Source organism: Paeniglutamicibacter sp. GQ140 (assembly GCF_059759235.1).
Genome location: NZ_JCAXDW010000002.1, coordinates 305,728 through 327,187, shown reverse-complemented (window position 1 = coordinate 327,187; position 21,460 = coordinate 305,728). Strand labels below are relative to the sequence as shown.

The following is a 21,460-nucleotide window of genomic DNA, read 5'->3' as shown; positions in this document are numbered from 1 at the left end:
AGCGTTCTAGGATGTAATCAATCCCCGCACCGGCGTGAAAGGTCCCCCGTGACTGAGTTCAATCCATTTGCCTTTGAAGGCCTCACCTACGATGACGTTTTGCTGCTTCCCGGCCCGACGGATGTGATCCCCTCGGAAGCCGACACGACCACGCGCCTGACCAAGCGGATCAGCATCAACATCCCGCTGTTGTCCGCTGCCATGGACACCGTCACCGAGGCCCCGATGGCCATCGCCCTGGCCCGCCAGGGCGGCATCGGCATCATCCACCGCAACCTGTCGATCGAGGACCAGTCCAACCAGGTGGACCAGGTCAAGCGCAGCGAGTCGGGCATGATCACCAACCCGGTGACGGTCAACCCGGGGGCCACGCTGGCCGAGTGGGACGACCTGTGCGCGCACTACCGCGTCTCGGGCCTGCCGGTCGTGGACGAGAACCGCAAGCTGCTGGGCATCATCACCAACCGCGACACCCGCTTCGTGCCGCGCGAAAACTACATGACCACCAAGGTCTACGAGGCCATGACGGCCATGCCGCTGATCACCGCCAAGGTCGGGGTGTCCCGCGAAGAGGTCATCAACCTGCTGGGCAAGCACCGCATCGAGAAGCTGCCGCTGGTCGACAACGACGGCCTGCTGCAGGGCTTGATCACCGTCAAGGACTTCGACAAGGCAGAGCAGTACCCGCTGGCCACCAAGGACGACGAGGGACGCCTGCGCGTCGGCGCGGCCGTGGGCTTCTTCGGCGAGGGCTATGACCGCGCCATGAAGCTGATCGAGGCCGGCGTCGACGTGTTGGTCGTCGACACCGCCAACGGCCACTCCCAGGGCGTGCTGGACATGATCGCCCGCCTGAAGAAGGACCCGGCGGCCGCGCACGTGGACGTCATCGGCGGCCAGGCCGCGACCCGCGAGGGCGCCCAGGCACTGATCGACGCAGGCGCCGACGCCATCAAGGTCGGCGTGGGCCCGGGCTCCATCTGCACCACCCGCATCGTCGCCGGCGTCGGCGTCCCGCAGGTCACCGCCATCTACGAGGCAGCCAAGGCTGCCATCCCGGCCGGCGTGCCGGTCATCGCCGACGGCGGCCTGCAGCACTCCGGCGACATCGGCAAGGCCCTGGTTGCCGGCGCCGACTCGGTCATGCTCGGCTCCCTGCTGGCCGGCACCGCCGAGTCCCCGGGCGACCTGGTCTTCATGAACGGCAAGCAGTTCAAGGCCTACCGCGGCATGGGCTCGATCGGCGCCATGGAAACCCGCGGCAAGAACACCTCCTACTCCAAGGACCGCTACTTCCAGTCGGACGTGCCCTCCAACGAGAAGCTGATCCCCGAGGGCATCGAGGGCCAGGTCCCGTACCGCGGCCCGCTCTCGGCCGTGGCACACCAGCTGGTCGGCGGCCTGCGCCAGACCATGTTCTACGTCGGCGGACGCACCATCCCCGAGCTGAAGAACCGCGGCAAGTTCGTCCGCATCACCGCGGCCGGGCTGAAGGAATCGCACCCGCACGACATCATGATGACCGTCGAGGCCCCGAACTACCGTTCGCGCTAGGACGCCGTCTGTTCGAAGGCCCCCGCGGTTCCCACCTTGACGGTGCGGAAACCGCGGGGGCCTTTGCCATGCGGGCCCGGATGGCGTCCCTTACGGCCACTCGATGCCGCCCTGGCGGCAAGCGGCCCTGGATTCCGCGAGTGACCTGAGACTTTGCTCAAGTTGACGTTTGGTAGGTTAGAATTATTTTCTTGGTTCTGCCATCCCCCAGCGCGGAACCAAGTTCGGAGGAACCTGGCAACCCCCAAGTACCAGTTTCTTCCAATGGAGATATGCCGCAGACCCCAAGCTGCGTGCTCTCCGGGCAGGATTTGGTCGGCAAGCCACCAAATCCTGCCCGTTCCCTTTTCAGCTTCATGTCGCCGCAGACTCCGGCGACTGGTCCACGGCAATGTTCCATGGAACCTCGCGGGGCGAAGCATGGTTCTTCCTGCACCGGGACGATGAGCGGATCGCGTGATGATCGCCGACCGCGTGTCCTTGCCGACGTTGCGGCGCCGGGAGGCGACATGTCGGAGCTTTCGGATGTCCCCGTGTCAGGCCGGTGCCCGGTGGCCCGAGAGCAGAGTGGCCGCGAAGTCCCTGGCCTCCACGGGGCGACCGTAGAGGAAGCCCTGGACGGTGGCAAAACCCATGGCCTTGAGCTGGTTTGACTGTCCCGCGGTTTCGACGCCCTCGACAACGCACTGGAGATCGCAGGCGTTGATCAAGTCGAAAATCGCCCTCAGGAAACGTTGTTGCCGAACGTCTTGTTCGATGTCCTGCACCAGGGACCTGTCGATCTTCGCACCCGCCACGGGGAGCTGCCTGAGGTAGCTGATGGACGAATAGCCGGTGCCGAAGTCGTCAATGAACACTTCCACGCCCATGCCGCGCAGCGCCAAAAGCGTGTACTGATGAAGGCTGTCACCAGTCATCAACCGATCTTCGGTGATTTCGAGCGCCAGGACAGTTGGCGGGAGATCGTGTCTTCGCAGGGCAGAACGCACTAGGTCGGGGAACCCGAGGTGGTGCAACTCGCGTGAGGTGACATTGAGGTGGACCTGGAATTCCTCTGAGACCAGGCCCTCGGCGCGCCAGCCGGCCAAGTCCTCGAGGACGCGGTGAAGCAGGTACTCCGTCAGCTTTCCGACCATGCCCGACTCCTCGGCCACCTGCAGGAAGTCACCCGGGCTCAGCAGCCCATGCCCTTTGCGCTGCCACCGCACCAGGGCTTCGGCGCCAACGATCGATTCGTCGTCGAGTGCAATCAGTCCCTGGTACACCGGGATGAATTCGTCATTGCCCAGCGCCGATTGGAGGTCGGTGATCATCTCGGCGCGCTGCCGGCGCTCATGGAGCATATATGGTTCGAACGCGACGACCTTTTCCGTGCCCGAGCGCTTGGCCACGTACATGGCGGTGTCGGCTTCGAGCAGCAGTTGGGTGGCGTCGCCGCCGGACGTGACGAGGGCCAGTCCCAGGCTTGCGCGGGGCGAGAGCTCCACCCCGTTGATCACCATGGTGTCATTCATTGCCGCAACGATCCGCCGTCCCACGTCCAGCGCTGATTGACCGGGAACGGTAATCAAGACGGCGAATTCGTCCCCGCCCAACCGGGCCACCACATCGAGGGACCTGACCGATTCGGTGAGACGTTCTGCGATCATGCGCAGCATCTTGTCTCCCGTGTCGTGGCCATGGGTGTCATTGACGCTCTTGAATGCATCGAGGTCCAACAGCATGAGAATCGGTACCGGTCCGACGGCTTCCGCATTGTCGATTGCCGCTTCGAGTTCCCGGATCAGTGCGGCGCGGTTCGACACCCGCGTCAGGGGGTCGGTATAGGCAAGCATTGCCATTTGGTCGTGGGCGATTTCGAGCATTTGGGTTCGCTCGGATACCCTCCGGTCGAGCGTCGCGTAGGTACTCTGTAATTCGGTGGCCATGGCATTGATGCCCACGATAATGGCGTCGATCTCGTCGCGCGCATGGCTCGGTTGGAGCATGGTGTCGAAATCCATGTCCGCAATCCTGAGGATGGCATCGACGATGTCGGTGATTCGCGGTTCGCCGTCGGGCGTCTGCCACGTTTCGGTCATGTGGTAAAAAGGAACGACATGGCCTCGGCCCGATCCTGCGTGTAATGGCATGTCAGGTCCTCCGGCAGCCCGCGCATGAAGAACCGGGCCAGAACGCGGTCCGCCGGCCCCGTACCGAGCAGCGCAATGCGCATCATGGTCGACACCTTGCTAAAGACACGGGTCGCATCGCCATCCACGTTGTTCAGTCCGGAGATGTTGGCCAACATGTGACGGGGATCGGATTCCAACCGGGACGACAACAACGCCAGAATGTCTTGGACCATGCTCGACGTCAGGACCGTGTCGGGCGGGAAGCCCATTTCCAGCAGACCGTTGTCGAAATAGCTTAGGTGGACATTCGGCAACGCACTGGTCCACAATAACTTCCCTGTCCCGTGGAGCTCTTCTTTCGGGTGCGTCGACGGCTCCAGATCGTCCACGGAGCCTGTCAGTACATCCATCGCCTAGTTCACCCGGTCATCACGGTGGCGAGCGCTTCCGAACGCCCCAGCGGGAAAGGCACGTGGGTGGGAAGAAGATATACCTAGCGTCGTCAAAACTATTTGCCCCCAAGCAAAATTAGTGTCGGTGGTGGTCGAACGGATGGCCGTACCGCATGTTTCCTAGAGCATAGCCTATTGTTCACCTGCGACGGGTCGTCCCCGGGGCGCATTCCACCACGGCTGGACGGTAGGCGGATTTTCGACGATTCGCCGCGTAGTCATGGTCTGATCCGGCGGGATCCAACGACGAAATGTTCCGTGCCGCCCGCATCCAGTTCGGTCCGTCAGACGTTACGTGTGCTCTGATGCCGGAACCGCCGCTGCAGGACGGGCCGCTCGTGACTGCGCACCGCGCGGGCTTCGGAACGCACCACGGTGGGGCCCCTTGGGAGTGCCATACCTAAGGGGGACCGGGAGCGATCGCTCGTGGGGTTACCCGATGTCGTCCACGTTGTCCCGGATGGTCTTCGCCCTGCGACGTTGGTCCTCTGCTTCACCGGGGCTGCCGAGGTCGTCCAGGATCTCTGCCCACAGCATATGAGCCGCTGCGCTTTCGAGGGTCGAGGATGTTCCTGTGACTCCAAGCGCAGTCCCCATGATGGCCGATGCCTCCACCAGTTTGCCCGTGGAAAGGTTCCACTTGGCCCGGGTCACCGCGAGATCGGTGAGTTCGGCTGGTGATCCGCCGATGATTTCGTAGGCCAGCTTGGCTCGCGCGATGCATTCTCGGGTCTGCTCATCTGCCACGCCGGCCTGCAATCGCACGTCCGCACTGGCCTTGTTGAATCGGGCCCAAATCCGAACGTCGGTTGAGTGCCGCAGGAATCCGGCGGCCTTGGCGTGGTAATTCGAGCCCTCGTCCAGTTGCCCATGGGCGAAGGCGAGGTTTCCCAGCGTCCAATAGCCCTGCCCCGACAAGCGGCTGTCTGTAATTTCCGCCAGGGAATCGGACAGCTGGTTTCGCAGGTCCCAGGCCTCGTCGATCGATCCAGCCTCAACCAGGCTGGCAATCAGCGCCTGGCAGGCCTCTGCCCGGATGCGATGGCTTCCGCCGATGCCCTGAAGAGTCGTCAGTGCCAACCGGGCGTTCTCGATGGCCGGAGCGTGATGGTCCTGGTTGCGCAGCGCGGCGGCTCGCAAGATCAAGGCCCTGGCCTGGGCCGCGGGTTCACCATGAATGCCGGGGGAATTGAACATTCGCTCCACGGTCTGCAGGCAGGCACTATAGCTGCCGGCGAGGATCTGGTGCTTGCCGAGGAGGTGCAAGTATTCGCGTTCTTTCGCGGCCTCGCCCAAGGCGCCGTACGCGCGGGCACATTCCTCGGCTGCCTGAGTCAACTGCTGCTGGTCACCCGAGCTCTTGGCCTCGCGGTACAGTGCCTCCACGCGGGCGGCTTCAGATTCGGGGGAGGGCAGGGGCATTCCTCAATTATGGGCCATGCGGACTCGATCTCCACCGAATTTTCCCCTCGGCCGCAGGAAGATCTAGCGCGCGGCCCGGGGACCGCAAAAGATCATCTGATCACGGGGCCCGATCGTTGGTGGTGAGGGCTACAATCAGTCCTTGGGGGGTGCCCGGTCCAATGTTGACCGTAGGCAAGCATGGGCTCGACGCCGCCCAATCGACGGAAACCAAAACAATCGAGACGGAGTCACCATGAAGAAAATAGTCGGATCGCTGCTCGCGGGCATGTTCCTGGCCGGAGCCCTGTTCGCCGGAGCGGCTTCGGATGCCCAGCCGAGCCACACCGATGATGCTGCCCAGAGCTTTGGCATCAGCAAGACCTCGGGCAACAACAACTGGCCGCTCTAAGACCAGCAGCAGTGGTCGGGGTGACTGTGCTGCATCGGAGTTGAGCGGCTCGCCCCAGGGGATTGGCGGCCCCCGTCAGGCAATCGGATGATTCCGCGGCCCCGGCCGGGCCCGACGGTTCATCCGAGCCGGACTACCCGCGCGCGTACTCCCGGAGAATCCGGGTCAACACCGCCGCCGGGAAATCTCCGAACGCCCGGCTCCCCACGCCCCGATCCGGGCCGCAGGTCCACGGAGTCAGTCCAACACTGGATTCCGCCGTGGGTCTGCGGTCTGGCGTTGTCGCGTCCTAGTATCCCGACCAGGTTTGCCGACGATGACGGCACGAATCATGAGCCGTCGAAAACCGTAAGGTGAATGGTAGGCTCCATGTTCATGCATTCAGGAAAGCTCCGACGCTCTGTCGGTCTCGTTATTGCCGCCTGCGTTCTGGGGGCCGCGGCAATCGTTTGGGCCATAGGGGCCGGGGCCGTGCCGTCCGGACACCCAAACCCCATCCACCGCATGACCGTAGGCATTTGGAGTATCTTTTACAACGGCGAGGCGCCTGGTCTGGCCTTGCTCGTGGGGAGCATCGCCCTGGCGACGCTGATGCTGGTAGGCATCGGCCTCGCGGACTGGCGCATTGCCACCAGGGCGCGTCGCTCCTCGAATGAGTTGCGTGCACCGTTGGCACCGAAAATCGTGATGGCCGAGACCCGCGGCGTGTACGCGGGGCCGCTCACCGTCACGGTCCTGATACCCGCGCACAACGAGGAAGTGTCGCTTCCGGCGACGCTCCGGTCGCTGATGGCCCAGTCCCATCCGCCCGAGCGGGTTCTCGTGGTGGCCGACAATTGCACCGACTCCACCATCGAGGTGGCCCGGCACGCGGGTGTCGAGGTTTTCGAATCCGTGGACAACACCCAGAAGAAGGCCGGGGCCCTCAACCAGGTGCTCAAGGTGCTGCTTCCGGATCTTGGCGACAACGATGTCGTCATGGTCATGGACGCCGACACCATCCTGGACAACAAGTTCCTGGAAACCGCCCGCCGGCGTTTAGAGGACGACAGGGCGCTGATGGCCATTGGTGGCCTCTTCTACGGTGAAGAGGGCCACGGGTTGCTTGGCCAGTTCCAGCGAAACGAATACATCCGCTATGCACGCGAGATGCGGCGACGGCGGGGGCGCGTCTTCGTCCTGACCGGAACGGCTTCGATCTTCCGGCCCCGCGCCCTGCGCACCGTGGCGGCAAGCCGCGGCAAGGTCTTGCCCGGGACCCGGGGCGATGTCTATGACACCGCGGCGCTCACCGAGGACAACGAACTCACCATCGCCCTGAAATCGCTGGGTGGCCTGATGATCTCCCCGGCTGAATGCACCGTCGTGACCGAATTGATGCCCACCTGGGGGACGCTGTGGGCGCAGCGGCTGCGCTGGCAGCGCGGCGCCCTGGAAAACATCGGTGCCTACGGGGTGACCCCGCAGACGGCGCGCTACTGGATCCAGCAACTGGGCATCGGCTACGGAGTGATCGCCCTGGGCGCCTATCTGGTGCTGATCGCGATCACGCTGCTCTCCATGGACAACTGGATCTGGTTCCCGTTCTGGCTGGGCCTGGGACTGATCTTCACCATTGAACGAGTCGTGACGGTCTGGAAGGGTGGCTGGCGCGCGCGGCTGTTGGCCATGACCCTGTTTCCCGAATTGCTCTTCGACTCCTACCTCAACCTGGTCTACGTCAAGGGAGTCGTGGACATTGCCCGGGGACGCCAGGCGGACTGGAAACACCTGGACCACAACCGAACCCGCGAAGAATTGATGGTGTCCTAAATGTCCGCAATCGCGACGGGGCTTCGCCCGCCCACCGGGATCCTGCTGCCCGAATCGGTGATGCAGACTGACTTGTTTGCCATCCTGATGATGTTCGTTGCCATCAACACGTTGATCTACGTCTGCCTAGCCGTGGCCAAGATCTTCCCCAAGGTCTATCTCTCCGACTGGATGCGGCGCCGCGGCCGCAGATCCGAAACACGCAGTATCAATCCGGACGCGTCCGTTTAGCCGCGGAGGGTTCATGGCACATTTCGTCGATGCGACACATCCGGCTTTTCGCCGGCGTGGGCCACGCACGGCGGCGGTGACCTGTCAGGACTGGGCCCGGCCGCCCGACGCTGTGGCTCCCCGGACCTGCAGCGGCTCCGCGGGGGCAGGGTTGCCGGCCGCCGCGTCCATGCGGCATTCCCGGCGAAGGTGCAAGGTGTGCAGCAGTGCAAAGACCGCGGCCCCGAACCCCGTGCCCAGCGTGTTGGCGACGATGTCCTGCAGCGAGGGGAACCTGTCGGGAAGCAGCAGCCCCTGGCCCACCTCGATCAGGCATGATGCGGCGAAACCTGCCACCAGGGGATGCCACCACGCCCTGCGCGCGAGCGCCCCGGAAATGTAGCCCAACGGGAAGAACAGCGCGATGTTCGCGCCGAACTCGACCTGGTTGTAGCCCACGGACGCCGGCAGGCCGTGGGCGTGGAGCCACCTTAGGGCGCCGGCGAGCCCGGGGGCGATCGACCGGTCCACGGGGGTGGGCCAGAAGGCAATCACCGCGAGTGCCACCAGATATGCCGCGGCCAGGACTGCGGCGAAGCGGAGGTGCGGTATGTTCACGGGTCCCCGGTCGGGTTCGAAGGTGCGGGTGCGGCGGGGAACGCCGGGTCCGCACCGCCGCATCCAGCCTACGTCGGATACTCGGGCTTCCAAGACCCGGGGTCCGGGCTAGGATGGGGCCCATGCTGCCCGAACCCCGCCCGCTCCCGCGCAACGGCAGTGTGCGGGAAGCCGCGGTGGATGACGCCGCGGCCATCGCCCGGGCCCTGGTGGAGGCGTGGCGCGCCGCCTACGTCGGCATCATCGACGCCCGATTCCTGGAGGCGATGGACGCCGGGCCCATCGCCGGGCGTTGGGCGCTGACCCTTGCCGGGAAAACCGCGGCGCGGCCCCTCGTGGCAACGGCCGGCGGGGAGGTGGTGGGCTTCTGCCACTTCGGCGTCCTGGGCGATGCGGCCGACGCCGGAAGCGGGGAACTCTATGCACTGAACCTGCTGCCCGCCTGCTGGGGCCGCGGCCTGGGAGGCCTGTTGCTGCGCGAGGCCACGGCGGCGTTGGCCGGACAGGGCTACACCCAGGCCTATCTCTGGGTGGCCCACGGGAACCGGCAGGCCATCGACCTCTACCTCCGACATGGCTGGTTCGACACCGGGGACACCAAGGAGGATGCATGCTTCACCCCGCCGCCGCTCGAAGACCGCTACGCCATCGACCTCGCCCAGGCGCCCCGTGGCCGTCGGCAGCTAGCCAACAGGTGTGTGCGGGCGGGACTGGCGCTGCCCGTCGATGAGAAAATCGGTGCGCTCGTTGTAGAAGGCGACCAGCCCGGCCAGGGCCGCGGACTCCGGCAGCGGCCGGGCATAGCTCCAGGCCACGTTCCTGCCCCCGCTGGCGGGCGCCCAGTAGTTGGCGGTGCCCTTGTAGGGGCACATGCTGCTGGTTTCCGTGGCCACCAGCGCATCCCACCTCACATCCGCCGGCGGAAGATAGTAGCGCGGCGGAATACGCGTCTCAAAGAGCATGAGCGGGTGCCGGGAATCCGCCAGCACCATGCCCTCAAGCTCCACCCGGACGTGCCTGCCCGAGGGGATGATGTCGACCCGGCTGAACGGGTCGCGCGGGTGCGCATGGATGGGCTGCTCTTCCTCCATCCAGTCAAAGGCCCAAAAATCAAAGAGCACGGCACCACCCAGGTCCGGATCCGCCAGGCGGAAGGCCGCGGCCTGCGCCGCATGCCCGGGGACCTGGACGTCCAGGGCGGTTCCCTCGGCGGTGTGCAGGGCAAAGGCGTCGTCGGGTGTCAGCACCCCGGCCGCGTCCGGAACCCTGGACACCTCCGCCCGGGACGCGGTGAGCTCCGCCAGCACGTCGTTTTCCGGAACGGCGTAGATCGGCACGATGCGCCTCGGCTCCCAGAGCAGCAGCGCGTGCGTGGTGTCCAGGACCGGTTGTCCGCCGAGGCCCGCGCGGACCCGTTTGCCGGTCGGCTCGTACCTCAGGGCGGACAATGACTGGTTCAACAGGTGTGAGATTCGGGTGGCCACGGCGCCAGTATGCGCCCCGCCGGGCCCCGGGTCAACGCCGGTGCCGGCGCCGTTCCCCGTCCCGGCGGGGCCGGTCGGTTGCCGGTGTGCCCGAACCCTGCCCAAACGGGCCGCATGTTGGTATGTTCGGGTGAACATCACGGATGCAGCGCATCGGTCTTGGGGACCGCGCACGGGGGAATGGGGACGTCATGGTCCACGGTGGACGCGTTGGGACGGGCGGAGCCGGACCATGAACGGGACCAACCACTACGCGGTGCTCGGGGTCGCTGTCACGGCCCCGCTGTCGGTGATCAAGGCCGCCCACCGCGCCCAAATGCGCGAACACCATCCCGATGCGCCCACCGGCAGCGAGGCGATGGCCCAAGCCCTGAACGAGGCGCTGCGGGTCCTGCAGGACGGGAAGCTGCGCGCAGCCTACGACGCGAGCCTCGGCCTGGGGATCGCCGCGGCGCCGGGGAACCACGCCGAGCCCGCCCGAGCGAGCGCCGCCGCCGCGGACGGTACCCGGGGCGCCTCGTCGGCCGAGGCCGAAGTCCGGGAGCGGTCGGCCCGGGTGCGGGACCGTGAACGTGCCGCTGCATCCGAGGCGATCGCCCGGGAGCGCGAACGCGACGCTGCCAAGGCGCGCCGGGAAGCCGCCGCCCGGGCCAGCGCCAGGTGGTCCGCCCGGCGGGAGCCCGCGCGCCCGGCCGGCCTCGACGTCTTTGCCCGCAGCGACATCGACGTATCGTCCATGCGCTGGCACCAGCGCGAATACCCGCCGTTGCGCCTGCGCCCGGCCCCGCCCCGCCGCGGACCGGCACCCCGGATATTCGCCTGGCTGGCGCTGGGTCTGCTGGCCGCGCTGGCCTGCGTGCCGGCCGTCCTTGCCGCGAGGGGCGGACGGGCACCGGTGGCAACCGCGCTGTTGCTGCTGTTCCTGGTTCCCCTGCCGGCGCTTTTCGGCGGCTGGGCACGGGCCCGCGGCGCACCGGGCACCTGGCCGGCACTTCCCCTGGTCCTGTTCCTCTCCTATGCCGGCGGCCTGCTGGTCCCGGCGCTCGCCGGCGGGCCCGCGGCGAACCCCGTCCCGCTGGCGTGGCTGGGCGGCTACCTGCTGGTGATCGAGACCTTCCGGGCGACCGCGCGCCGGGGCCGCCGCCCGGCCGCCCGGGCCCTGCTTGACCCGCGGGAGATCCGGGAGCGCACGCTCTGGGAACCGGGCCCGGGACCTGCGGCGCGTCCGGTGCCCGAAGCCGGGGACAACGACGGCGGCCGGTGGATCGCCGAAGCGCTGACCGGGCAGCTGCTGGCGCGACTTGACCACCTGCCCGGCAGCCGCACGATCCACCCGGCGGGCTCCTCCCGCGACGGCCTCCCGCGGGTGGGGCACGCGGTGCTGTGCGGCGACCGCCTGGCCCTGCTCGAATCCGTCCGCGGCCCCGCCCGCCGGGGTTCCCGGCCCGAGGACATTCCGCCAGGGACGGCTTCCGGCCGCGTCCCGGAGCGGGCCCCGGAGCGCCTGGCATGGGCCGTGGCCGAGTACCGCCGCCGGTTCCCCGGGCTCCAGGTGCGCGGCTGGACGGTGCTGCACCCCGGCGACGGGGCCGACATCCCGGCCGGCACCCGGGGCGCGCCGGGGCAGCCGCGGCTGGCCACCGGGCAGATGGCCCTGCGCGAGGTGGGGGACTGGCTGGCCGCCGGGGAACCGCACGTGGTTGACCAGGCCGCGCTCTCGGCCCTGGTGCTCGGCCCCGGTGCGGGGCGGGCGGAACGGTGTGCCGGGCACCGGTGACTCCGGGTGGTCCCGGGCCTATCATGGGGACAAGCCATGGATGCGCGACGCCGCGGGAAGCGGAGGGTGCGCCCAGCCGCCGCGAGGAGACCGTGATGAGCGACATCGACCAATCCATCAGCCGGTACACCACCGGGGACCTGCGCGGGCGGCTGCATGCGGCGTTGCGGGACGCGGGGCTTGAGCCCGAGGTGCTCCGGCCCGGGGACCTGGAGGAGGCCGACCAGTTCCACACCGGCGGCAGGGCTGCCACCCGGGAGGTGGCGCGGGCGGTGGGCATCGGGCTGGGAACCCGGGTGCTGGACGTGGGCAGCGGCATCGGCGGCCCGGCCCGGTACTTCGCGCAGCTGGGCGCGGTGGTCACCGGGGTGGACGTGACGCAGGAATTCGTTGACCTGGCCCGGGAGCTGAACCTCGCCTGCGCCATGGCCGGGTCGATCACCATGGTGCTGGCCCCGGCGCAGGACACCGCGCTGCCGACCGGCTCCTTCGACGCGGCAACCATGCTGCATGTGGGCATGAACCTGGCCGACAAGCAGGCGGTGTTCGCCGAGGTGCACCGGCTGCTGCGCCCCGGGGGAGTGTTCGGGGTCTATGACCTGATGGGCACCAACGAGCTGCAATACCCGGTGCCGTGGGCCGATGCGGCCGCGGCATCCTATGTGGAGCCGGACGAGGCCTACGCCAACCACCTGCGCGCCGCGGGGTTCATCGTCACCCAGAACACCGACCGCAGCGCCGCGGTGCTCGAGGCGGCGGCTGCCGCCCAACTCGCGTCCGCGGGGCCGCTGGCCACCGCGGTCCTGCTCGGGAAGGACGCCCGGGACCGGATGGGGCACGCGGTGGCGGCGGTGAAATCCGGCGTGCTGGCGCCCCGGCTGCTCATCGCGGTGCGACCGGTCTAGCCCCGGTTCCCCTTTGCGGGGCGCCGATGCGCACGCGCGGGCGCGGTGTCGGCAGGTGCGCCGTCCCCACGTAGAATGTGTCACTGGCGCTGCCTCCCCGGCGTGCGGGAAAAACCCGCGCCTGCGCGCACACGCAACACATAAGGAGCACACCGTGGCCCAACCGAAGAACCTGAAGAAGCTCGTCCGCACCCGCATGGATCGCACCGGGGAAAGCTACACCACCGCCCGCAAGGCAATCCTCTCGGCGAAGCCCCACCGCCCGGCCAGCGCGGAGGACGCCGCCGCTGCGGCCGCGGCAGCCGAGGAGGCGGAACTGCCCGAGTACCCGGCCCCGGAGAACGTCCTGCAGTACGACGCCGGGCTCTGGCACCGCGTGCTCACCCAGGCCGGGGTGACCCACCCGCTGAGCGGCAAGCCGATGAGCGAGACGCTGCTGGCCGGGCTTGCGGGCGGCATCGGCTTCATGGCCTTCACCTTCGTCTACGAGGAAGTCACCACCGCCACCGTGGTCACCCGGGCGCACCCGGAGCCGTACACCGCGAACCTTTTGGCCCGCTGCGGGGCCACGCTCAGCGAGCGCACCACCGGCAGCGCGCGCCTGGCCGCCGAGTACCTGGATGCCGGGCTGGATGCCGGGCGCGCCGTGGTGGTGCGCGCCTCCGTTGCCGCCCTGCCCTGGATCGACGCCGACGCGGTGGAGGACTCGGACTCCATCGACCTGGTGGTCGTCGGCGAACACGGCGATGACCTGCTGATCGACGACGGCTCCGGCTCGCTGACCCCGATTTCGCCCGAGGACCTGGCCTTCGCCCGCTCCCGGCGCAAGAAGGACAAGCACTGGCAGGCCTGGGTCCCCGAGCGCACCGGCCCCGACGCCGCCACGCTCGCGGCCAATGTGCGCGCCGCCGTCGCCCAGACGACCGGGCGCCTGCTGGGCACCAGCGAGCTGGAGGGCATCCCGGCGCACTTCGCCAAGAACTTCGGCGTGGCCGGCATGAACAACTGGGCCGAGAAGCTGCGCGACACCACCACGGCCAAGGGCTGGACGCGGATCTTCGAGGATCCGGCCCGCCTGGAGTCGGGCCTGGGCCAGGTCCTCGGCTTCCTCACCGACACCCGCTTCGGCGGGCTGGGTGCGCTGCGCGGGCAGTACGCCGATTTCCTCACCGAGGCCGCCACGCTGCCCGGGCTCGCGCCGCTGGCCGCCCACGCGGGGGACTACGCGCACCTGGCCCAGGACTGGATCGTGTTCACCGACCTGGTCGACCCGGCCATCGATCCGGCGGCGCGCTCCGCGCACTTCGCCGAGCTGGCCGACCAGCTCGAGGTCATTGCCGCGGCCGAGGAACGCGCGGCCACCGCCCTGGCCGCCACGCTGGGCACCCTCGGGGACTGAAGTCCCGCCCCGCCGGGGCCGCGCGCGCCAACGCGGCACGTCACGCAGGAGGGGGACGGGTTCTTCCGGGAACCCGCCCCCGTCACCGGGCTGATAGGGTGGTGCGGTGACTTACGAGATTGAAATCGGGCGCTCCAAGCGCGCAGCCCAGGCGTACTCCCTCGACGACGTGGCGGTTGTCCCCAACCGGCGCACCCGCGATCCGCAGGACGTCTCGGTGGCCTGGCAGATCGACGCCTACAAATTCGAGACCCCGATCCTGGGCGCACCCATGGACTCGGTGATGAGCCCGGCCACTGCCATCGCGCTGGGCAAGCTCGGCGGCCTGGGCGTGCTGAACCTCGAGGGGCTGTGGACCCGCTACGAGGACCCGGCCAAGGTGCTCGAGGAGATCGCCGCCCTTCAGTCGGCCAACGGCGGGCACTTCGACCCGGCCATCACCGCGCGCCTGCAGGAGCTCTACGCCGCGCCGATCCAGCCCGAGCTGATCACCAAGCGGCTGGCCGAGATCCGCGACGCCGGCGTCACCGTTGCCGGCTCGCTGACCCCGCAGCGCACCCAGGAACACTACAAGACCGTCGTTGCCGCCGGCGTCGACATCTTCGTCATCCGCGGCACCACGGTCTCGGCCGAGCACGTCTCCAAGACCCAGGAGCCGCTGAACCTCAAGCAGTTCATCTACGAACTCGACGTCCCGGTCATCGTCGGCGGGGCCGCCGGCTACACCCCGGCGCTGCACCTGATGCGCACCGGCGCCGCCGGCGTGCTGGTCGGATTCGGGGGAGGCGCCTCGGGCACCACCCGCCGCGCACTGGGCATCCACGCGCCGATGGCCACCGCCATCTCCAACGTCGCCGCGGCCCGCCGCGACTACCTGGACGAGTCCGGCGGACGCTACGTGCACGTGATTGCCGACGGCGGCCTGGGCACCAGCGGCGACATCGTCAAGGCCATCGCCATGGGCGCCGACGCCGTGATGCTCGGCACCGCCCTGGCCCGCGCCGAGGAGGCCCCGGGAGCCGGCTGGCACTGGGGCATGGAGGCCACGCACGAGAACAACCCGCGCGGGGACCGGGTCAGGGTCGGCACCGTCGCGCCGCTCGAGCAGCTGCTCTTCGGCCCCTCGCACCACACCAACGGCACCTCCAACATCGTCGGCGCGCTGCGCCGCTCGATGGCCACCACCGGGTATTCGGACCTGAAGGAATTCCAGCGCGTCGACGTCGTGGTTTCCCCCTACGAGGCCGACTAGCACCGAAGTTCCGCCACGACGACGGCCGGGAACGATCCGCCCCGCTTCCCCGGAAGCGGCGGAACGCGCCCGGCCGTTGTGCATCCCCGCCCAGGCGCCCGGGCCGGCCGGCCCCGTGTACGCTACAAGGCAGCGGCCCCCGCGCCGCCCTTCCCGACAGTTCCCCCCCCACCGCGAATCGATGCCATGACTTCCACCCAGCCGATGCCCGCCGGCGATTCCACGCCGGAGCTGACCACCCCGGCCATGGTGCTCCTTGAGCTCGGGGCACCCACCCGCGAGGAGGCGGTTGCCGCCCTGGCCGAGCGGCTGCTGGCCGCCGGCAGGATCGCCGAGGTGCCCGGATTCCTCTCCGAGGTCCACCGCCACGAACACCAGCTGGCCACCGGCCTTCCCGGCGGCATCGGCCTGGCCCATGCCCGCAGCTCGTTTGTCCAGGCTCCCAGCATCGCCGTGGGCGTGATGGCCTACGGCCAGGGCCTGGACTTCGGCGCCAAGGACGGCCCCGCGCACGTGGTGCTGTTGCTCGCCACTCCCGCAACGAGCTACTCCGGGCACCTGATGATGCTCGCCGCGCTGGCCCGCTCGCTGGCCAAGCAGTCCTTCCGCGAGTCCCTGCGCCGCGCCAACGACGCCGGGGTCATCGCCGAGCTGATCAACTCCACCGTCGACTTCTCCACCGTCTGACCCGCCGGCGCCCCGGCGCCCCGCCGCCCCGCCGCCCGCCGCGGGTGTGATCCCCGACATGTCGGTGTCCTGTGCCGGCCCCCGGTCGGGCCTCCGTCCGGAGTGCCCGCACCCCCGGGCCGGGCCGGAAAAGCGCCGCCGGGCTAGCCGCCCACGGCGGCGGGCGCCGGCGCGAACGGCCGGCGGCCCGGTTTGGTTCCATTGGCTCTTCCATGTCGAATCGAAGTACGGTTGTAGTGTGCTGAAAACTGCCCTCAAACCCCGTTGGATCCTGGCCTTGGTTGGCGCCCTCGTTGTTGCCACCGGCTTCGTCCTGCTGAGCCAATGGCAGTTCAACCGCTCGCAGACCGAGGCGCCGCCCCCGGTCACCACCACCGAGCGCGTCGTGCCGCTCACCGGCCACCTGAAGCCCGCCACCGACCTGATGGCCCGCGACGCCGACCAGATGGTCTCGGCCGCCGGCAGCTTCCTGCCCGGCAAGCAGGTCCTGGTGGGCAACCGCCTGCAGGACGGCAAGAAGGGCTACTGGGTCGTCGCCGCCTTCAAGGTCGACGGCGCCCCGGCCGGAAACACCATCCCGGTGGTGCGCGGCTGGCAGGCCGAGGACGCGGCCCCGGCCCCCGCCCCGGACGGCGCCCTGGAAATCACCGGCCGCCTGCTGCCCACCGAGGCCCCCATCTCCCGCGACGCCGGCCAGGTGGCCTACGACTCCCTCTCGGTGGCCGAGCTGATCAACGTGTGGGACGTGCCCTCCTACAGCGGCTTCATCGCCGCCACCGCGGTGACCGGCGCAGACGGCGCCGACCGCTCGGCCGCCGCCACCGGGCTCGTCCCGGTCCACGTCGGCCCGCAGCCCCAGGAACGCCAGCTCAACTGGCTGAACATCTTCTACGGCATCGAGTGGGTGGTCTTCGCCGGCTTCGCGGTCTTCCTCTGGTATCGGCTGGTGGCGGACGACTTCCGCCGCAAGCAGGAGGACATCGCCGATGCCGCCGCGCTGGCCGCGGGCCTGGACCCGGTGGACGTCTACCGGCGCCAGCTGCACCACGAGAACCCGAGCACCGAGACCCCGAACCCCGCATCCCGACCCAAGGACCAGCCGTGACAGACGTCAACCCCGCCCCCAAGGTGCGCCGCTTTGCCGGCACCCCCGCCCAGATCCGCAGCGCCTCCACCTTCTACAAGGTGCTTGCCTACGCCACCGGCGTGATGCTGCTGCTGCTCTGCGCCGAAATGATCGTGAAGTACTTCTGGCACCTGGAGCTGTTCATCGGCGGCACCCTGCTTGACGGCGGCTCCAACGCCGTGGGCCTGGTCAACCGCGCCGACATCGCCGGCGGCGTCAACGTATCGCTGGCCATCCTGATCATCCACGGCTGGATGTACGTCGTCTACCTGCTGGCGGACTTCCGCCTGTGGTCGCTGATGCGCTGGCCCTTCAGCCGCTTCATCACCATCGCCCTGGGCGGCGTCGTGCCGCTGCTCTCCTTCTTCATGGAGAAGAAGGTCCACGGCGAGGTCGACGCCGAGCTTGCCTCCCACCCGCAGGCAGCCAAGCGGTACTGAGACCCAGTACGCCGCCAGGGGGCGGCCCGGGACGTGCCACGGCGCGCCTCCGGGCCGCCCCTTCGCATTTGGTCCCGGTTTTGGCTCCGCCGTTGCCCCCTGGCTTTTGGCCCCGCCGCTGGCTCCGGTCCCCGCCCATCCGCACTTCCCCGCACCGTGCCTATCCCGATGCGGGGCCGTCCCCAGATGCCCGGGCCCCGGCTCGCCGCAGGGGACCGGGTGGCGCAGACTCGATGGCATGAGCACACCGGCAGCCGGCACCCCGAGGGGGCAGGAGATCACCAACACCGCGGTCAGCGACCTGGCCGCCGCGGTGCTGGGGCTGCGCGCCGCCGCACGCAGGGCCGGCTGCCTCGACCTCGACGCCGCCTCCGGCGCCCTGGTCCTGGGCCTGCTCGAGCACGGACAGCGCACCATCGGCTACGCCCAGCTGCAGGCGACCTTCCAGGCCGACGCCGCCGACATCCACCGGCTTGACCCGGACACCGCGAGCACCATCGACGCCCTCGCCGCGGATCCCCGGCCCCTGGCCGAGTGCAGCGCCACCGTCCCGCCGGAGCGTTTCGTCCCCGGCATGGCCGTGCACCGCAACACCTCCGAGTACCTGCAGGCGCACCTGCACATCTCCGCGACCGAGGCCCGCCGCCGGCTCACCGGCGCCCGGCTGCTCATCGCCCCGGCCCCGCCGGCCCCGAACCCCGCCGGCGAAGCCGCCGATCCGGTCACCGCGGCCCGGGCGCCCAGTTTCCCGGTGCTGGCCGGCGCCGCGGCCGACGGCAGCGCGGACGTGGGAACCCTGGCACAGCTCGCCGGTCGCCTGGAGTCGATGCAGCCGCGCATTGCCGCCCGGCCCGACGCCGCCAAGCTGAACTTCGCCATTGAGGAATCCCTGGCCCATGAGGCCCGCACCGCCGCACCCCGGCACAGCCACAAGGCCCTGGCCGACTGGGGCGCCTTCCTGACCGAGAACGGCGCTCCGATCACCGACGAGGAGATCCGCGCCAAGCGCGGCATGGTCTACCGCGGATTCCGCGAGGGATGCGACGAGTTCCTGCTGCGCTGCGACCCGATCGACTCCGAAACGATCCTCGCCTTCGGCGAGGCCTGGACCAACCCGCGCTCCGACAGGCTCCCGCCTGCCTCCTCCTCGACGTCCCCCGCCCCCGCGGCCCCCGCGGCCCCCGCGACCACGGGCGTTCCCGCCCCGGACTGGGCCCTGGACCCGGGCGCCGACCCGGCGCTGGCACCCGTCAGCGAACTGGACTGCGGCGTCCCCGCCGGTACACCCGGCGCTCCGGGCACCCCGGGGGACATGCTGCGGAACCGGGACCCGCGGACCTCGCCGCAGCTGCTGCTCGACGCCGTCCTTGCCGCACTCACCGGGGCCCTGACGGGCTCCTCGCCGCTGCAAAGCGGCGGGATGCCGGTGAAGATCGGGGTACTGATCGGCTACCGCGCCCTGCAGGGCCAGTGCGAGGACGCCGGGATCACCGCCCATGGGCGCCCGATCTCCGCGGCGAACATCCGCCGCCTGGCCTGCATCGGCGGCATTCTGCCCGCGCTGCTCGGCTCCGAGGGGGAGATCCTGGACCTGGGACGCGAGGTGCGCAGTTTCACACCCGCCCAGCGCAAGGCCATCGCCCTGCGCGACCGCGGCTGCGTCATCCCCGGCTGCCACCGTCCGGCTTCCACCTCCGAGGCCCACCATGTGAAGCCATGGACGGAGGGCGGTCCGACCAGTGTCGACAACGGCGCCTGCCTCTGCCAGCACCACCACCTCATGGTGCATGCCGGACTGATCACCCTGAAGATGATCAACGGGATTCCCTACGTCATCGCCCGGGCCGGCCAGCCCCGCGGGGACCCGGAACGAAACCTGTATTGGCACCCCGAGCTGCGCACCGCCGGATACGCCCCTCCGCTCTTCGCCGATTGAGCGGCCGGGGGTCGACTGCTGTTCCACCCACCGTTCCATCCGCCGTTCCAGCAGTCGATCGGCCTGCCGCATTGCGCGCGGTCAACCGGTGGATGGCATCCGCGGATACCGCCTCACCGGCCAACATGACGCGGCCCGGGCCACGGCCAAAGTAGTTTGCGTCACCCTCGGCCCGTTGAAGATGCAAGCGGGCTCTCCGGGCGGCTAAGCTTAGGCGCGTGACCAACACTCCCAGCACCCCAGAGCACCAGCCGGTTCTGGTCGTCGATTACGGGGCCCAGTACGCACAGCTGATTGCTCGGCGTGTACGCGAAGCCAACGTGTATTCGGAGATCGTCCCGCATACCTTCACCACCGAACAGATTCTCGCCAAGAACCCGGCGGCAATCATCCTCTCAGGAGGCCCCTCGAGCGTTTACGCCGACGGTGCCCCGAGCGTCGGTGCCGACCTGTTTGAGGCAGGTGTGCCGGTCCTGGGCATCTGCTATGGCTTCCAGGCCATGGCCAACGCCCTCGGCGGCGTCGTCGCCGAAACCGGGTTGCGCGAATACGGCGCAACCGACGCAACCTCCTCCGGAACCGCACGCTCCATCCTGGCCGGCATTCCGGAGAGCCAGAACGTCTGGATGAGCCACGGCGACTCCGTCTCGGTCGCGCCCGAGGGCTTCGAGGTCCTGGCCACCACCGCAGGCGCACCCGTTGCGGCCTTCGCCAACGAGGCCAAGCGCCTCTACGGCGTGCAGTGGCACCCGGAGGTCAAGCACTCGGCCCACGGCCAGCAGGTGCTGGAGAACTTCCTGTACAAAGGCGCGGGCCTGAGCGGCTCGTGGACCGCCGCCAACATCCTGGACGAGCAGGTCGAGAAGATCCGCGCCCAGGTCGGCGACGGCCGGGCCATCTGTGGCCTGTCCGGCGGAGTTGACTCCGCCGTGGCCGCCGCACTGGTGCAGCGCGCCATCGGCGACCAGCTCACCTGCGTGTTCGTGAACCACGGACTGCTGCGCGAGGGCGAAGCCGAACAGGTCGAGATGGACTTCGTCGCCGCCACCGGCGCGAAGCTCTACATCGCCGACGAGCGCGAGCGCTTCCTGACCGCGCTGGACGGCGTCACCGACCCGGAGACCAAGCGCAAGATCATCGGCCGCGAATTCATTCGCGCGTTCGAGGCCGCGGAAACCGCGATCCTTGCCGAGGCGGCCGACTCCGGCCAGCCGGTGAAGTTCCTGGTCCAGGGCACCCTGTACCCGGACGTCGTCGAATCCGGCGGCGGCGAGGGCGCCAGCAACATCAAGAGCCACCACAACGTCGGCGGACTTCCCGAGGACCTGGACTTCGAGCTGGTGGAGCCGCTGCGCGCGCTCTTCAAGGACGAGGTCCGCGCCGTGGGCAAGCAGCTTGGCCTCCCGGCCGAGATCGTCATGCGCCAGCCGTTCCCCGGCCCGGGCCTCGGCATCCGCATCATCGGTGCGGTCAACGAGGAGCGCCTGGAACTGCTGCGCAAGGCCGACGCCATTGCGCGCGCCGAGCTCACCGCCGCCGGGCTGGACGAGGAAGTCTGGCAGATGCCGGTCGTCCTGCTGGCCGACGTGCGCTCCGTGGGCGTGCAGGGCGACGGCCGCACCTACGGCCACCCGATCGTGCTGCGTCCGGTGTCCTCCGAGGACGCCATGACCGCGGACTGGTCGCGCCTGCCCTACGACCTGCTGGCCCGGATTTCCAACCGGATCACCAACGAGGTCGACGGGGTCAACCGCGTGGTGCTGGACGTGACGTCCAAGCCGCCGGGAACCATCGAATGGGAGTAAGCCCGACGGCGTAGACGCGCCGGCGGCAAAGTTCAGGGGGAAGCCTACGCGGGCTTCCCCCTGAACTGTTTTCCGG

At 69.0% G+C, this 21,460-nt stretch carries 18 protein-coding genes and 1 pseudogene; 14 read left to right on the top strand and 5 right to left on the bottom strand.

Features of this window, described 5'->3' with window-relative positions:
* Positions 1-48 precede the first annotated feature (48 nt).
* Positions 49-1,554, top strand: a complete 1,506-nt coding sequence (gene guaB / locus AC6CHY_RS04210) for an IMP dehydrogenase (RefSeq protein ID WP_498225632.1) — start codon at positions 49-51, stop codon at positions 1,552-1,554.
* Between the two features lie 536 nt (positions 1,555-2,090).
* On the opposite strand, the gene AC6CHY_RS04205 is transcribed toward guaB, so the two are convergent.
* The 3 genes from AC6CHY_RS04205 to AC6CHY_RS04195 form a co-directional block, all read right to left on the bottom strand.
* Entirely contained in the window at positions 2,091-3,635 is a 1,545-nt protein-coding gene (locus AC6CHY_RS04205) for a bifunctional diguanylate cyclase/phosphodiesterase (RefSeq protein WP_498225630.1), read from the bottom strand.
* Positions 3,632-4,057: a DUF7793 family protein gene (locus AC6CHY_RS04200; protein ID WP_498225628.1), complete on the bottom strand. Its 426-nt coding sequence runs from the start codon at positions 4,055-4,057 to the stop codon at positions 3,632-3,634. The genes AC6CHY_RS04205 and AC6CHY_RS04200 overlap by 4 nt, the downstream gene beginning before the upstream one ends.
* Positions 4,058-4,552: 495 nt before the next feature.
* Positions 4,553-5,542 (bottom strand): hypothetical protein, encoded by a 990-nt coding sequence (locus AC6CHY_RS04195; RefSeq protein ID WP_498225626.1) that lies wholly within the window; start codon positions 5,540-5,542, stop codon positions 4,553-4,555.
* Between the two features lie 235 nt (positions 5,543-5,777).
* Here AC6CHY_RS04195 and AC6CHY_RS04190 point away from each other — a divergent pair, with 235 nt between their 5' ends.
* The 3 genes from AC6CHY_RS04190 (at position 5,778) to AC6CHY_RS04180 (ending at position 7,976) form a co-directional block, all read left to right on the top strand.
* The gene (locus AC6CHY_RS04190) at positions 5,778-5,933 is read left to right on the top strand and encodes a hypothetical protein (protein WP_498225624.1); all 156 of its coding nucleotides are present in this window, start codon (positions 5,778-5,780) and stop codon (positions 5,931-5,933) included.
* Between the two features lie 504 nt (positions 5,934-6,437).
* Positions 6,438-7,745 (top strand): glycosyltransferase family 2 protein, encoded by a 1,308-nt coding sequence (locus AC6CHY_RS04185; protein ID WP_498225623.1) that lies wholly within the window; start codon positions 6,438-6,440, stop codon positions 7,743-7,745.
* Positions 7,746-7,976: a hypothetical protein gene (locus tag AC6CHY_RS04180; protein ID WP_498225621.1), complete on the top strand. Its 231-nt coding sequence runs from the start codon at positions 7,746-7,748 to the stop codon at positions 7,974-7,976.
* Positions 7,977-8,060: 84 nt separating this feature from the next.
* On the opposite strand, the gene AC6CHY_RS04175 is transcribed toward AC6CHY_RS04180, so the two are convergent.
* Positions 8,061-8,573, bottom strand: coding sequence for a VanZ family protein (locus tag AC6CHY_RS04175; protein WP_498225619.1), 513 nt, complete (start codon positions 8,571-8,573; stop codon positions 8,061-8,063).
* On the opposite strand from AC6CHY_RS04175, the pseudogene AC6CHY_RS04170 reads away from it, so the two are divergent.
* Positions 8,528-9,142, top strand: a pseudogene (locus AC6CHY_RS04170) (GNAT family N-acetyltransferase); the annotation flags it as partial. The gene AC6CHY_RS04175 and the pseudogene AC6CHY_RS04170 sit on opposite strands and share 46 nt — an antisense overlap.
* A 114-nt stretch (positions 9,143-9,256) precedes the next feature.
* On the opposite strand, the gene AC6CHY_RS04165 reads toward AC6CHY_RS04170, so the two are convergent.
* A complete protein-coding gene (locus AC6CHY_RS04165) occupies positions 9,257-10,057 on the bottom strand; it encodes a DUF427 domain-containing protein (protein ID WP_498225618.1) in 801 nt (266 codons plus the stop codon).
* Between the two features lie 232 nt (positions 10,058-10,289).
* Between AC6CHY_RS04165 and AC6CHY_RS04160 the strand changes: the two genes are divergently transcribed.
* From AC6CHY_RS04160 to guaA, 9 genes are all read left to right on the top strand, one after another.
* Entirely contained in the window at positions 10,290-11,834 is a 1,545-nt protein-coding gene (locus AC6CHY_RS04160) for a J domain-containing protein (protein ID WP_498225616.1), read from the top strand.
* A gap of 95 nt (positions 11,835-11,929) precedes the next feature.
* Positions 11,930-12,739: a class I SAM-dependent methyltransferase gene (locus AC6CHY_RS04155; protein WP_498225614.1), complete on the top strand. Its 810-nt coding sequence runs from the start codon at positions 11,930-11,932 to the stop codon at positions 12,737-12,739.
* A gap of 154 nt (positions 12,740-12,893) precedes the next feature.
* Complete coding sequence (locus tag AC6CHY_RS04150) at positions 12,894-14,138, top strand: BtrH N-terminal domain-containing protein (RefSeq protein WP_498225612.1); 1,245 nt, start codon at positions 12,894-12,896, stop codon at positions 14,136-14,138.
* A gap of 106 nt (positions 14,139-14,244) precedes the next feature.
* Positions 14,245-15,390: a GuaB3 family IMP dehydrogenase-related protein gene (locus AC6CHY_RS04145; RefSeq protein WP_498225610.1), complete on the top strand. Its 1,146-nt coding sequence runs from the start codon at positions 14,245-14,247 to the stop codon at positions 15,388-15,390.
* A gap of 186 nt (positions 15,391-15,576) precedes the next feature.
* Entirely contained in the window at positions 15,577-16,077 is a 501-nt protein-coding gene (locus tag AC6CHY_RS04140) for a PTS sugar transporter subunit IIA (RefSeq protein WP_498225608.1), read from the top strand.
* Between the two features lie 238 nt (positions 16,078-16,315).
* Positions 16,316-17,182: an SURF1 family protein gene (locus AC6CHY_RS04135; protein ID WP_498225607.1), complete on the top strand. Its 867-nt coding sequence runs from the start codon at positions 16,316-16,318 to the stop codon at positions 17,180-17,182.
* On the top strand, positions 17,179-17,643 hold the full coding sequence (locus AC6CHY_RS04130; protein WP_217389020.1) for a DUF3817 domain-containing protein: 465 nt from the start codon (positions 17,179-17,181) through the stop codon (positions 17,641-17,643). The genes AC6CHY_RS04135 and AC6CHY_RS04130 overlap by 4 nt, the downstream gene beginning before the upstream one ends.
* A gap of 238 nt (positions 17,644-17,881) precedes the next feature.
* Complete coding sequence (locus AC6CHY_RS04125; RefSeq protein ID WP_498225606.1) at positions 17,882-19,579, top strand: HNH endonuclease signature motif containing protein; 1,698 nt, start codon at positions 17,882-17,884, stop codon at positions 19,577-19,579.
* A gap of 218 nt (positions 19,580-19,797) precedes the next feature.
* Positions 19,798-21,384 carry a glutamine-hydrolyzing GMP synthase gene (gene guaA, locus AC6CHY_RS04120; RefSeq protein WP_217389022.1) on the top strand — a complete coding sequence of 529 codons (1,587 nt, stop codon included), beginning with the start codon at positions 19,798-19,800 and terminating at the stop codon, positions 21,382-21,384.
* Positions 21,385-21,460: the final 76 nt, after the last annotated feature.